12 protein-coding genes are annotated in these 12,653 nt (G+C 73.0%); 5 read left to right on the top strand and 7 right to left on the bottom strand.

Features of this window, described 5'->3' with window-relative positions; all coding sequences use genetic code 11:
- On the top strand, positions 1-1,142 hold a 1,142-nt coding region (locus Q9S36_RS30260), incomplete at its 5' end, for a DUF4157 domain-containing protein (RefSeq protein ID WP_311288541.1).
- A 9-nt stretch (positions 1,143-1,151) separates the two neighbouring features.
- Positions 1,152-2,321 carry a DUF4157 domain-containing protein gene (locus Q9S36_RS30255; RefSeq protein WP_311288540.1) on the top strand — a complete coding sequence of 390 codons (1,170 nt, stop codon included), beginning with the start codon at positions 1,152-1,154 and terminating at the stop codon, positions 2,319-2,321.
- Between the two features lie 5 nt (positions 2,322-2,326).
- On the opposite strand, the gene Q9S36_RS30250 is transcribed toward Q9S36_RS30255, so the two are convergent.
- From Q9S36_RS30250 to Q9S36_RS30220, 7 genes are all read right to left on the bottom strand, one after another.
- Complete coding sequence (locus Q9S36_RS30250; RefSeq protein WP_311288539.1) at positions 2,327-4,108, bottom strand: DUF4157 domain-containing protein; 1,782 nt, start codon at positions 4,106-4,108, stop codon at positions 2,327-2,329.
- A 5-nt stretch (positions 4,109-4,113) separates the two neighbouring features.
- On the bottom strand, positions 4,114-6,084 hold the full coding sequence (locus Q9S36_RS30245) for an ATP-binding protein (RefSeq protein ID WP_311288538.1): 1,971 nt from the start codon (positions 6,082-6,084) through the stop codon (positions 4,114-4,116).
- On the bottom strand, positions 6,081-7,340 hold the full coding sequence (locus tag Q9S36_RS30240; RefSeq protein ID WP_311288537.1) for a DUF4255 domain-containing protein: 1,260 nt from the start codon (positions 7,338-7,340) through the stop codon (positions 6,081-6,083). The genes Q9S36_RS30245 and Q9S36_RS30240 overlap by 4 nt, the downstream gene beginning before the upstream one ends.
- Complete coding sequence (locus Q9S36_RS30235; protein WP_311288536.1) at positions 7,337-7,612, bottom strand: hypothetical protein; 276 nt, start codon at positions 7,610-7,612, stop codon at positions 7,337-7,339. The genes Q9S36_RS30240 and Q9S36_RS30235 overlap by 4 nt, the downstream gene beginning before the upstream one ends.
- 558 nt (positions 7,613-8,170) lie before the next feature.
- Entirely contained in the window at positions 8,171-8,878 is a 708-nt protein-coding gene (locus Q9S36_RS30230) for a hypothetical protein (RefSeq protein ID WP_311288535.1), read from the bottom strand.
- A 10-nt stretch (positions 8,879-8,888) separates the two neighbouring features.
- The gene (locus tag Q9S36_RS30225) at positions 8,889-9,410 is read right to left on the bottom strand and encodes a phage tail protein (protein ID WP_311288534.1); all 522 of its coding nucleotides are present in this window, start codon (positions 9,408-9,410) and stop codon (positions 8,889-8,891) included.
- Between the two features lie 27 nt (positions 9,411-9,437).
- Positions 9,438-10,943 (bottom strand): phage tail sheath subtilisin-like domain-containing protein, encoded by a 1,506-nt coding sequence (locus Q9S36_RS30220; RefSeq protein WP_311288533.1) that lies wholly within the window; start codon positions 10,941-10,943, stop codon positions 9,438-9,440.
- Positions 10,944-11,155: 212 nt separating this feature from the next.
- Here Q9S36_RS30220 and Q9S36_RS30215 point away from each other — a divergent pair, with 212 nt between their 5' ends.
- The 3 genes from Q9S36_RS30215 (at position 11,156) to Q9S36_RS30205 (ending at position 12,646) form a co-directional block, all read left to right on the top strand.
- The gene (locus Q9S36_RS30215) at positions 11,156-11,560 is read left to right on the top strand and encodes a hypothetical protein (RefSeq protein ID WP_311288532.1); all 405 of its coding nucleotides are present in this window, start codon (positions 11,156-11,158) and stop codon (positions 11,558-11,560) included.
- A 74-nt stretch (positions 11,561-11,634) separates the two neighbouring features.
- Complete coding sequence (locus Q9S36_RS30210; RefSeq protein ID WP_311288531.1) at positions 11,635-12,156, top strand: hypothetical protein; 522 nt, start codon at positions 11,635-11,637, stop codon at positions 12,154-12,156.
- 10 nt (positions 12,157-12,166) lie between these two features.
- Positions 12,167-12,646: a YetF domain-containing protein gene (locus tag Q9S36_RS30205; protein WP_311288530.1), complete on the top strand. Its 480-nt coding sequence runs from the start codon at positions 12,167-12,169 to the stop codon at positions 12,644-12,646.
- The last annotated feature ends 7 nt before the right edge of the window (positions 12,647-12,653 follow it).

The following is a 12,653-nucleotide window of genomic DNA, read 5'->3' as shown; positions in this document are numbered from 1 at the left end:
AGGTCCGTGCCTCGCTGGCGTCCCCGGCGCGGGACCTCGACGGTGCCACCCGCGCGGAGGTCGAGCCCGTGCTGGCGCACGACCTCGGCCGGGTCCGGGTGCACGACGACGTCGGGGCCGCCGGTGCCCTCGCAGCAGTCGGAGCGCGCGGTCTCGCCGTGGGGAAGGACGTCGTCCTCCCACCCCACGCGCCGCGGTCCCTCGTCGTGCACGAGCTCGCGCACGTCGTGGCGCAGAGCCACGCGGGACCGAGCCTCCAACGCGACGAGCTCGCCCCGCCGGATGCCAGGAAGGCGCTCCTGGCGACTGCCGCGAGCACCTTCGCCGCTCCCGCGAAGGACGTGACCGCGACAGAGCTCGGAGCCACGCTCGACCGGTGGTACCGCGCCATCACCGACCTGGAGCGCACGATCGCCACCACCCATGCAGGTGATGCCGCGCTCCAGCGCGACGTCCGCGCGCTCTACGTGGCCGGCCTGCGAGCGCTCGTCCCGCTGGCGACCACGTCGATGGGCGTCACCGCGGACGAGATCTACGTCCGCAACAGCGGACGGATCCCGATGTGGGCGTGGCCCACGCCCCACCAGCAGGTGGCCGGGACCTCGACCCCCGTGGCCGAGGGCCTGACCCCCGGCCCGGACGGCGCCGTCGAGTTCCCGGTCGGCGGGGTCCGTGTCCGGATCCTGCCGGATGCGAAGGATCCGAAGCTGGGGAAGAGGGCCCAGACGAAGCCGCGGATCCGCTATCGGACCGCTGCGTGGAAGTCGACGGATCGTGTCACGGTCACCAGCATCGGCGACCCACCTGCGCCGGTGCTGACCATCCAGACGTTCTACGGCCCGGAGTCCTCGGCCTCCGTGACGTCCGGGTACGGCCGCGGGACGACGACCGAGGACCTCGCCGGCGCGAAGGTCGACCCCCGCAGCAGGACGCTCGGCTTCCACGAGGGTTCCCACGGGCTCGACTTCGTCCACTACCTCCGCGCCAACCCACCACCCGCGTACCCGCTGAGAGTCGGGATGCCGGTCACGAAGGTCGGCCCGGCGATCGAGGCGTGGAAGGCGAAGTGGACTGCGTACGCGCAGGCGCTGGAGGCGGCGAGCGAGGCGTCGACCGACATGGTCGGCACGCCGAAGCCGTGAGGGGGTTCGATGAGGACGAAGGGTCGATCTCGTCAGGACGCGGACTCCTGCACGGTCTCCGACCGCGCCACCCGGGTCGGGGACGGAGCTCCGCTCGACAACGACACCATGGCCCGGATGGAGGCGGCGTTCGGACATGATTTCTCCGCGGTCCGTGTCCACCGCGACGACGAGGCCACCCGCCGCGGCGCGAGGGCGCTGACGTCCGGCAACGACATCCACCTCGCGCCCGGCGCGCACGACCCGGGGACGCCCGAGGGACGACACCTCCTCGCGCACGAGCTCGCGCACGTCGTGCAGCAAGGTGGCCGCCGGCCCCTCGGCGCGGCTCCGGACCGCGGAGGGGAGGCGGCTGCACACGCGGCGGCCGACCAGGTCGCCGCCGGCGGGCGGGCACAGGTCGCCGCCCGCACGGCGACGGGACCCCAGCTCGACGACGGCGCGACGCCCGACGCACCGAAGGGCGACGAGGCGCTGGCAGGCGGCCTGAAGACCGTCGGCAAGGAGCTGCTCAAGAACGAGAAGGTGAAGAAGGAGCTCGTCGAGCCGATCACCGACGCCGCCGGGGCGCGTGCCGCACGCGAGTGGGGCTCGCTGTCCACCGGGGAGAAGGCAGGGGTGGTCACGTTCGGCGTGGGCACGCTCGGCTTGGCCGGTGGGGCGCTCCTCGCCGACCCCAACGGCCGCAAGACCCTGTCCGGCGTCAACCTGGCAGCGCCCGCCGGGCTCATCCCCTACGCGACCTTGCAGAAGTTCAGCTACACCATGCCCGACGCGAAGTCGCCGCTCTGGAAGTTCGAGACCGGCTTCGACCTGACCGACGTTCTCAAGCTCGGTGCCGACAAGCTCGGGTGGAAGGGGCTCAGCCTGACCGCCGAGCTCACCTGGAGCTACGACCCGACGTCGAGGTCGCTGACCCTCGCGGGTGGGACGGGCAGGCTCGGCCTCCTCCCCGGCCTCAGCCTCGAGGGTGGCACCTACCCCGGTCTGCTCAAGGCGCCGCAGCTCTTCCCGACCGACACCGGCTTCGTGCAGTCCAAGCAGTCCCTGCCGGAGGGACCGAAGACGCCCGGCACCCCCGACGTACGGGTGATGGTGACCTTCGACGTGCTGAAGTTCGCCCAGTCCGGGACGGTCCCCGGACTGAGCGAAGCGTTTGGGTACACGCGGAGGAAGTAGCGACGCTAGAGCAGGCCCGTCGCTTTGACGTCCTGGTAGGCCTCGAAGACGAAGTCTCCCCAGGCAACCACAAGGGTGTCGTCCCATGGTCTTGACGTGTACTCAGAACCCAGCGCCCGGATGTTCGCACTGGGCCACGAACCCGAGTCTCTGGCAAACGCTGCGAAGTCGACTCCGGGGAATGCGGCGACCGTCTGGGGCAATGCACCGGCTGACATCGTGCTACCGAGGTCGGCGACCTTCCTGATGTATCGCGCGGTGGCGAAGATGTTGTACTCGTCGGACGCCAGCAGCCGTGCCGTGGGGTCATGCCCGATCCGGGTTGCCCTGTCGACGCCCATCGTTCGACGCGTCGAGTCGCTGACCAGGTCGGCGAACAGGTCATTGCGCTGGGCAGTCGACACGACGACCTGCCCGAGCCCGACCGACGAGTTGCGTTGCAGCAAGCTCGTCGCTCCTTGGAAGTCGGCAGCGTCCTCGGCCTGACTCTGGTCGCGCTGCTCCGCGAGGATGATGGCCGCCACCAGCGCGCCCTCGATCCGGTGGGCCCGCCCGGCCGCGAGCATCACCTGCGCACGCGAGGGGACGTTCCCCTCGTAGGATCGCTGCTCGGTGGAGGAGATCGGCCGGCGCAACATCAGCTCAGCCTGTCCCCGGCGGTCCGTCGCCGAGAGACTCGCCAGGTAGCCAGGCAGGCTGCCGACCGGATTGCTGTAGGTGGCGAGTGTTGCCTGATCTCCTGCCGCCATCAGCGCCTGGTCCGTGAGCGGGATCTGCGGCACCCCCGGTGACGTGTAGAACGTGCCTACGTACCGGGTCACTGGTGTCACACCCGTGGCTCCCACCCCGCTGAAGGGCGCCGTGAGATGACCTCCGGTGTGTCCGGTCCGAGAGGTGCGCGCGGTCGCGACCAGCCTCGCCTCCAGCGGTGCGGGGTTGAATGCGGGCGCCCCGCTCGTGACCCCCCATCGACCCAAGTTGAACTGCAGCTCGGCGCCTGCGCCGAGGGCCCGCACCCGCGGTTCGACCATCGTTCGTGCCGCCGGGTCCAGGCCACGACCGAGGACGTGCAGGAGTCGGCGGCGGCAACCCGGTTCGTCGAGTCTGTCGAACAACGCGGCCAGCATGCCGGCCGACTGCAAGTCCCTCACCGTGCCCGAGATGTCGGTGTCGCGTTCCAGGGCGTCAAGAATGCGTCTCTCTTCGCTCGGGGTCACCTCCCAGTCGTTCAGCGCATAGGAGAGGTCGTGCTCGACCAGGTCGCTCGTCGGCGTTCGAGCCTCGGAGCTCAACGCGTACCGGACCGCGCCGATTGGCCATCCGTGCGCTATCAGCCAGCCATTCCGGGCTGCCTCCTGCTCCGGTCCGTCGTGCGGAGACGTGATCCCGTCAGTCTCGGCGGCCGGCGCTTTTCGACGCTGGAGGACGTGCGTGAGCTCGTGTGCCAAGAGCTCGCCTCGCGGATCGCGAAGCTGCGCGTCGGGCACCTGGCTACCGATGCATATCTCGTCGCCCACCGCGATTGCTGCCGCGCCGCGATCGCGGCTCAGCTCCTGTGCCCATCGGCCGGTGCGAATTCGTACACCTGACAAGTCCCCGCCCAAGGCCGACTCCATCGCACCTCGAACACCCGGTTCCAATCCAGAGACCGTGTCGTCCTGGTACGACTTCAACCGGGTCAGGTCGTGGTTGGCCGTCACGGGAAGATCGGCTGCCGCGGGGTGAGCCGGGAACGGGTCGGTCTTGGCAGACGCCTGACCTTGCTTCTCAGCGCGTTCGAGGCTCATAGCCATCACCGAACCGTCCGGGCCTGCCGCGTCCCGTCCAACGGTGCCACCCGGCCGGTCTTCGCAAGCTCCCAGCGCACGGCACGTTCCAGGTGGTCCATGGTGACCACGCCGCCGTCCGCGGCGGCGAGGTAGGCCGCCTGGAGGGCGGCGGCCGCGATGGCTCCGCCGGACAGGTCGGCGTCGGCGAGCCGTGCCGGCGACACGTCCGCACGGGGCATCGGCTGCGGGAGGCTCAGGTCCCACATGCGCTCGCGGACGGCCCGGTCGGGATAGGGGAAGTCCACGATCATGGCGAGGCGGCGGGTGAAGGCGGGGTCCAGCGCGCTGCGCGCGTTGGTGGTGAGGATCGCCAGTCCCCCGAACGCCTCGAGCCGCTGCAGCAGGTAGCCGACCTCGACGTTGGCGTAACGGTCGTGGCTGTCCTTGACCTCGGAGCGCTTGCCGAACAACGCGTCGGCCTCGTCGAACAGGAGGACCATGCCCCCGTCCTCGGCCGCGTCGAAGAGCCGGGCCAGGCGCTTCTCCGTCTCCCCCAGGTACTTGTCGACGACCTGCGACAGGTCCACGTGCACCAGGTCCAGGGCGAGGTCGTGCGCGATCACCTCGGCGGCGAACGTCTTGCCCGTGCCGCTGTCGCCGGCGAACAGGGCCGTCGTGCCGCGCCCGCGGTCGGAGCGGTCGGCGAAGCCCCAGTCGTCGAGGACCCTGGCCCGCTGGCGGACGGTGGCAGCGAGTGCGCGGAGCTGCTCGAGCTGCCGCTCCGGGAGCACGAGCTCGTCCCAGACGGCCCGCGCCGTACGGACCCGCGCGAGCGCCCCGACGTCGGCGCGAGGTCGCCGCCGGCAGGCCTCCCACAGGTCGACCCCGGTCCCGACCTCGGCGGCGACGGCGTCGGCGTCCGGGAGTGCGAGGTCGAACGCCCCCGCCGCCGCGTCGACCTCGTCGTCCGTCACCGGCACCCCAGCACCCTCGAGCGCAGCCGCGAGTGTCGTACGTCGCTCACCGACGCCCAGGCGGGGCACCTCGACCACGGCGAGACCGAGCGCGTCCAGCGGTGCGCTGCCGGGGCGCGAGGACCCGACGACGAGGATCGGCGCCTCGGCACCGGCGAGCGCCCGGCCGAGGTCGGCGACCGACCGGGCCGGCGCCTCCTCGACGTCGAGCACCCAGGCGACGCGGCCGAGCACCGTCTCACGCACCAGCCTCTGCAGCGTCGACGTGAGCTCCCCGGCACCCTCGGCGAGCGCGGAGACGCCGAGGACACGGGGCCGCAGGCCGACCGCGGCACACGCTGCCGCGGCGAGCGCGCACGTGGTCCGGGGCTGCGTCCCGCGCAGCACCACCGGGCCGGTGGCTCGCCAGCGGGAGACGACGTCCCCGACGACCTCGGCGTAGGTCCACGGCAGCCGTGCGGGCACGTCCAGCTGCTGGCTGGCGAGCTCGAGCTGCTCGTCGAGGGTGTCGACGCCCACGAGGTGGTGCACGACGCGTTCGTCGGGCACCAGCGGGCTGGTCAGCACGGCGGTCGGCTCCGCCAGCCGCACGAGCTGCCACCGGCGGAGCGGTCCCCGGTGGGTGAGCGCGTCCCAGTGCGCGCCGGGCAGCTTCTCGAGCGCCGTGGCGAACGTCAGCCGGGGGGCGCCACCGTGCTCCACGAGCTCTCGCGCCACCTCGCCGACCAGGTCCGGACCGCACGCGAGCAGGAGCGTCGCGCCCTCGAAGTCCGACAGCCCGAGACCCGCAGCGAGCGCGTCCAGGGGCGACGGCTGGTCCGCGTGCCGGCGCAACGAGGCGAGAGCGCTCTCGGCGGGGGCCGGGTCGGAGCCGCGCAGCCGTGCCCTGACCACGGCGAGCTCGGCGACCGTGAGCTCCCTCCGCACCTCTGCGTCGGGCGCCCGCTCCGACCCGACCCCTGGCTTCCGGTCCTCGCCGGTGTCCGTGACCGTGTCCGCCCCGCTCCCGGCGGCCGTCACGGCAGCACCACGACCGGCGCGTCGTACGTGCCGCCGGCGCCGAGCGACGGCACCGACTCCGCACCGTCGACCGACACGCGCACCAGCCACGTCCCCGGCGACAGGTCGTCGTCCGGGATGTCGAGCACGGCGACCGGTGGGCCGGCGGGCTGGGGCGGCAGGGTCGCCGCGACCACCGGCTGGACCTGGTCGGGCGGGTCGGCGGGATCGGCCAGCCGTCCGAGGGTGACGACGGCTCGCTGGCCCTCCACCAGCGGCGGCTGCACCGCGACGTGCACCTCCCCACCCGACGCCGTGACCGTGCCCACGGTGGGCAGCACGACGAGTGGCACGGCATTGGAGCGCCCGACCACGCGCTCGGGCTCACCGCTCATCGCATCGGCGGGCCGCACGTGGACCACCTGCAGCGCGTGCACGCCGGCGGGGACCGTGCTCGGGAGGCTCACCACGACCCGAGAGGCCGTGGAGGCGGGGTCGACGACCAGCCGCGCGCCTCCCACGGTGACGAACGGGTGCGCGGAGGCCAGGCCCGATCCCGCGAGCACCAGGGTGGAGCCGGTCCGTGCCGGTCCGCCGTCGTCGGTCTCCACGGCGGCGATCTCGGCCCGGGTGAAGGGACGCACGTCGACCTGGCGCACCCGCACCGGCAGCGCCCGGCGCACCGGCACCTCCGCCTCGATCAGCACGACCGTCGCCGTGTAGGCCTGCGAGAGGAGGTACGGCGTGCCGAGCACCCCCCACAGCTTCGAGATCTCCTCGAGGGACAGCGGTGACGGGCTGAGCTTGACCGGCTCCGGCTGTCCGGCGAGGTCGGCCCGCTCGAGGAACGCCGTCCCGGCTTCCGCGCCGTAGAGCGCGAGGGCTTCCTCCACCACGTCCCTGGTGAGCACGGGCGTGGCGGCCAGCGCGAGAGCGGCCCGCGCGAGGAGCCGCTGCGGCTCGAGTGCCGGCTCGTCGCCGTACGCCGTGACCAGGTAGCTGAGGTCGAGGGCCGCCACCGGTCGCCTGACCAGGGAGCCGGATCCGCTGCGCGTGGGCAGGTCGGTGAGGTTCCACGCCTGGTTCGGGGTGACCCGGTAGAGGAACACGTTCAGGCCCCGCGCCGGGCTGTCTTCGGCGCCGAGGGCGGCGACCTGGGCCGGGCGCAGCGTGGTGACCTTGCGCCCGGCGACCGGGTCTGGCTCGGCGTCGATCGCCCGCTGCAGCACGAACCGCAGCGTCGACGTCACGGCCGCGATCGCATGCGTGTTGCTCACGACCACCTCCGCTGCTGGCGGGCGAGGTAGTCGGCGTGGTCCACCGGACCGCGCTCCGACGACCGTCCCGGCGACCGGGGCTCGGGGGCGACCGGCGCCGCGACCGCGGGCGTGCGGACCTCGACGCGACCGATGTGCAGGTGCACCTCGCCCCCGGGCGGTACGTCGACCGGCTCCAGGCCGTCGGCGACGAGGCTGTCGACCGCGCTCTCGTCCACGGCGCCCTCCGCGACGAGGGCCGGTGCCAGGTGGTCACGGAGCAGCTCGTCCACCGACACGCTCCGCGACGACGACGACGCCGCCGGTGTGGCGGGCCGCGACCTCCCGCTGCGCAGGCGCACCTCGGCGCGAACAGCATCGGGCCGCGGGACCGGCGGTGCCGGCGCTGGTGCGGGCGTCGTACCCGGGGCCGGTGCGTGCGAGCGGTCCGGCCGCACGACCACCGCAGGTGTCGGCGGCTCCGAACCGGCCGCCTCGCGTTCGTCGTGGTCGACCTCCGGCTCGCGGTCGGGCTCCGTGACCGGCAGGTCCGTCGCGGGCTCCGTGGCGTGAGGATCCTGCCCGGGCTCACGCCTCGCCTGCGGTGCGTGGTCCTCGGCGTGACCGGACCCAGTGAGCCGGGAGACGGCCCCTGCGGCGGGCGGGAGACCCGGATCGACGGCGGCGGGGGGATCACCGCCCGGGCGCGCGACCTCGGCCGCAGCCGCAGGCGCGGGGGCCGGGACCCCGAGCCCCGGGCGCCGCCGCATCGTCACGCGAGAGCCCGCAGCGCCGGGGGCACCTGCTCCCCGTCCCACGATCCGGTCGAAGACGTCACGCATCGCGTGCCCTCACCCCTGCGCCCCGACGAGCCCCAGGTAGGCGTGCCAGCGCGACGGGGGCAGCGCGAGCACCTCCCGCTCGGACCACCCGAAGGCGGCGGCGAGCGTGGCGACGTCCGCCAGCACGTCACGCGCCTCCTCGGCCACCCGCTCGGTGAGCAGGCCGACGGCGTCGACATCGGCGACGACCTCTCGCCCGCACTCGGGGCAGTGCAGGCGCAGGCTGGTGCCGGCGAGACCGCACACCTGCTCCGCCGTCGCGGCGACGCGTGCGGCGAGGTCGGCATCGGCGTCCGGATCGCTCCCCGCTGGCCACGTCACGCACTGCGCGCGCAGCGTCGCGGCCGGGTCCGCGGACGCCAGTGCCGCCAGCACGTCCGACGTCGTCGGACCACGCACCACCACGCCGTCCACGTCCACGTCCACGTCCACGTCTAGAGGAGGGCCGGCCGACCCCGCGAGGACCTGGTCGAGGGGCAGCGGCACGTCGAGCAGCGCCTCGCACGCCGGGCACGCGAGCGTGGTGTCGAGGACGGGACCGACGCGGTCGCGCAGGGTCACGAGCGCCTCGCGGGCGGCCACGGCCAGCGGCACGTCACCGGCCGCCACGAGGTCGGGTGCGACGCCGCGCGCGACGAGGACCGCGGCTCCCCGCGCCGGCGGCGCCACGGCGGCCAGCGTGTCCCACAGGTCCAGGGTCGCCGCAGCCGGGGTCACGGCGGGCCCGTCACGGCTCGACGAAGGTGGGCTCGGTCGGCTCGGCCACCGCGTAGTCGCGCTCCCAGCCCTCGTTCTCGAGCTTGATGGTCTGGATCGCCACACCGTTGGCGTTGGCGTCGAGCTCCGGCAGCGGCTGGTACTCCGAGACCCAGGCCCGGTAGACCTTGTAGGCCAGCACGAGCTGTCCCGCCTCGTTGTAGAGCTCGATGATCATGTCCTTGCGGAAGTCGCGGAGCGACACCTCCGCGCCGAGGCCGGAGCCGTAGTTCCACACCTTGTTGGCCCACTGCTCGAACTCGACGTCGTGCGTGACGCCCCGCTCGAGGGTGATCGGCTCGTACTCCGTGCGGCCCGGGGACTTGCGGCTCGACGACGGGTCCCCGCCGACGCGGTGCTTGACCACCTCGGTGGTCTTCTTCAGCGCGCCGACCTTCGACACGCCGGCGACGTACCTGCCGTCCCACTTCACCCGGAACTTGAAGTTCTTGTACGGGTCGAACCGGGTGGCGTTGACGGAGAACTCGGCCATGTCGGGATCCTTCTCGCTGCCGGGCGCTTACCGCGCCGCCGCGGCGGTCTTCTGCTGGACGGAGATGATGACGAACTCCGCGGGCTTGAGGGGAGCGAACCCGACCTGGATGTTCACGATGCCGCGGTCGATGTCGTACTGCGTGGTGGTCTCGGCGTCGCACCGGACGAAGAACGCGTCGCGCGGGCTGGTGCCCTGGAACGCGCCCTTGCGGAACAGGTCCTGCATGAACGCCCCGACGGACAACCGGATCTGCGACCACAGCGGCTCGTCGTTGGGCTCGAACACCACCCACTGCGTGCCCCGGAACAGGCTCTCCTCGAGGAAGAGCGCGAGCCTGCGCACCGGGACGTACTTGTAGTCGTCGCTGAGCACGTCCGAGCCGCGCAGCGTGCGCGCGCCCCAGACCACGGACCCGGCGTCGCGGAAGGTGCGCAGGGCGTTGTAGCCCGACGGGTTGAGGGCACCGTTCTGGTCGTTGGTCAGCGCCTTCTCGAGCTCGACGACGCCGCCGAGCGCCGCCTCCAGGCCGGCGGGTGCCTTCCAGACGCCGCGCGCCCCGTCCGTGCGCGCGTAGACGCCGGCGACGGCGCCGCTGGGGGCGAAGGTGTCGACCTGGCCGCCGCGGAGCGGGTCGGCGTGCCGGATGCGGGGGTAGTAGACGGCCGCGTTGCGGGCCCCGTCGGCCGTGAGGCCGAGGGCGCCGGCCCACGTGACGAAGGGGGCGACGTCGGTGCCCGCCTCAGGGTCGATGATCAGGAAGGCGCGCCGCTGCCAGGCGTACGTCGCCGCCAGCGGCCACACCGCGGACGGCAGGTTGCCGGTGGGGGTCGGCGGCGGGATGACGAGGAGGTTGAAGAGGTCGACGGTGTCGAGCGCGTTGATCCCGCGTCCCGGCTCCGTGTAGTCGTCGGCGTCCACGGCGCCGCCGTCGTCGCCCGCGAGCGTCACGGTGTAGTCGCCCTCGGCTGGCCTGCCGGTGGGCACGCCGGACACCCGCACGAGCCGCGAGGACTGCACCAGGTTGGTCAGGCGTGCGGGTCCGTCCACGACGGTGACGTTGCGGAACACCTCCACCTCGTCGCCGAGCGCGACGGTCAGGGTGAAGAGGTCGTCGGCCTCCACCCCCTGGGACTCGGCGATGTCCGTCGCGTCGGGATCGGCCGGGTGCTCGACCGACGCCGTGATCGCGTCGCCCCACGCCCCCGCGCCGTACGCCTCGAGGGTGAGGGCGCCGCCGAGGTCGATCGTGGCGGCGCCGGCGTCGTCGTGCGCCACGCGCACCACGATCGCGCGACCGCCTCCGTTGAGGTAGAAGTCCCGGACGGCGTAGCCGAGGCCGCTGTCGCGCACCAGTCCACCGAAGGTGCGCTCGAACTCGGTGAAGTTGCCGATCGGGACCGGCAGGTCGACCGGGCCGCGGAGCGCGGTGCCGACGAGGGCCGTGACGGACGTCGCGACGCCGGAGATGGTGCGGTTCCCGCTCGGCACCTCGGTGACATACACACCCGGATAGGTGGGGGTGATGCTCATGGGGGCTCCTTCGACGTCGCGGCCGTGCTGAGGCGAGGACCTTCCTCCAGCGAGCATCGACCGCGCCCGTCAACCCGCCGTCACCGTGCCGTCACGACCCCGTCCCGCCCGTGGTGACGCGGCCGTGACCCACCGGTGACGGCCCCGCGGCACGCTGCAGACAGTGGCTCCGCGCGGCGCGGGACCGCCCGCCCACCGACCAGGAGGTGCCCATGGTCCACGTCTCGCTCAGCGCACGGTTGACCGTCGCCGACGGGCCCGTCCTGCCGCTGGGCATGGACCTCACGCCCGACACGTACGCCGTCTCGGAGGCGGTCCTCGCCGCCCAGGGCGACACCGACGACTCTGCGGAGATCGCGCTCGTGCCCGACGACGTGTCGCTGGCCCTTCTGGCCATCTCGGCGAAGGACGTCGCCACCGGTGCCCCCGCGCCGATCACGGTCGTGCCCTCGCGCGGCACCACCGCCGGCGACGCGGTGGCCGTCAAGGGGTCCTTCCTCCTCGCGAACGCCGACGTCCTCGGGCGCCTCGTCACGGACGGTCCGCAGCTCTTCACGGTCACCAACGAGGGCACGACCCCGACCCGGGTCCGGCTGCTCGCCGCGTTCCAGGACTGAGGCGCGAGCGCCCGGCACCCGTCGCTCCGGCGTGTCTCGCGGCTCCCCGACCGCGGTGCTGCTAGACCGGCCACGTGCCCCTTCCCGACTCCACCCTGTCCGGGCTGGAGACTGGCCGCGACGAACGCCGCGGCCTGTGGTCGCGCCGTCTCCTGCTCGGTGTGCTCCTGGCGGTCGTCCTGGCCGGCGTGGCGGGCCTCCTCGGCGTCCGCAGCGAGACCACCTCCGCCAGCGGCGGCGGCTACCAGCTCACGGTCACCTACGCCTCGGTCGCCCGCGGCGGGCTCGACGTCCCCTGGCAGGTGACGGTGACCAACCCGGACGGCTTCGGCAAGGAGGTCACGGTCGCGGTGACGGGTGGCTACTTCGACATCTACGAGACGCAGGGGTTCACGCCCGAGCCCTCGGCCAGTGTGCGCGATGCCGAGACCCTGTACCTCACGTTCGACGCGCCGGACGGGGACGTCTTCACCGTCGACTACGACGCGTACATCCAGCCGTCGAGCCAGGTGGGCCGCGACGCGACGGTCTCGGTGGTCGACTCCGCGATGCGTCCGGTGGTCTCGGTGGCCATCGACACCCACCTGCTGCCCTGAGGAGTCCGACATGGAGATCGTGGTCCGCGCCCTCGTCCTGTTCGTCTTCCTGTGGGTCGTCACCCGTGCCGTGGGCCGGTCGACCCTCGGAGAGCTCAGCACGTTCGAGCTGCTCCTGTACGTGACCATGGGCGACCTCGTGCAGCAGGGCGTGACGCAGCAGGACTACTCCATCACCTCCGCGGTCCTCGCCGTCGGCACCTTCGCCCTCCTCACCGTGCTGCTGTCCTGGCTCCAGTGGCGGTTCCCGCGGGCGCGGCCGGTGCTCACCGGCCGGGCGCTCCTGGTCGTCAAGGACGGCGAGGTGCTCGAGGACGCGATGAGGGCGCAACGGCTGGCCACCGCGGACCTCCTCGTCGCCGCACGCGAGCAGGGGATCCGCCGCACGTCCGACATCGAGTACGCCGTGCTCGAGGCCGACGGCCGGTTGTCCTTCTTCCCGTACGGCGGACCGGCTGGCGCGCCGGAGAAGCCGGCCAGCGGCGAGTAGGCCGCCC

The organism is Microbacterium sp. ARD31, assembly GCF_031844425.1.
The sequence above is the reverse complement of the archived record's forward strand: the minus strand, read 5'-3'. Positions and strand labels throughout refer to the sequence as shown.

Coding starts and splice junctions, on each gene's coding strand:
- Q9S36_RS30255 (WP_311288540.1), top strand. CDS start 1,152: ATGAGGACGAAGGGTCGATCTCGTCAGGACGCGGACTCCTGCACGGTC.
- Q9S36_RS30250 (WP_311288539.1), bottom strand. CDS start 4,108: ATGAGCCTCGAACGCGCTGAGAAGCAAGGTCAGGCGTCTGCCAAGACC.
- Q9S36_RS30225 (WP_311288534.1), bottom strand. CDS start 9,410: ATGGCCGAGTTCTCCGTCAACGCCACCCGGTTCGACCCGTACAAGAAC.
- Q9S36_RS30220 (WP_311288533.1), bottom strand. CDS start 10,943: ATGAGCATCACCCCCACCTATCCGGGTGTGTATGTCACCGAGGTGCCG.
- Q9S36_RS30215 (WP_311288532.1), top strand. CDS start 11,156: ATGGTCCACGTCTCGCTCAGCGCACGGTTGACCGTCGCCGACGGGCCC.
- Q9S36_RS30205 (WP_311288530.1), top strand. CDS start 12,167: ATGGAGATCGTGGTCCGCGCCCTCGTCCTGTTCGTCTTCCTGTGGGTC.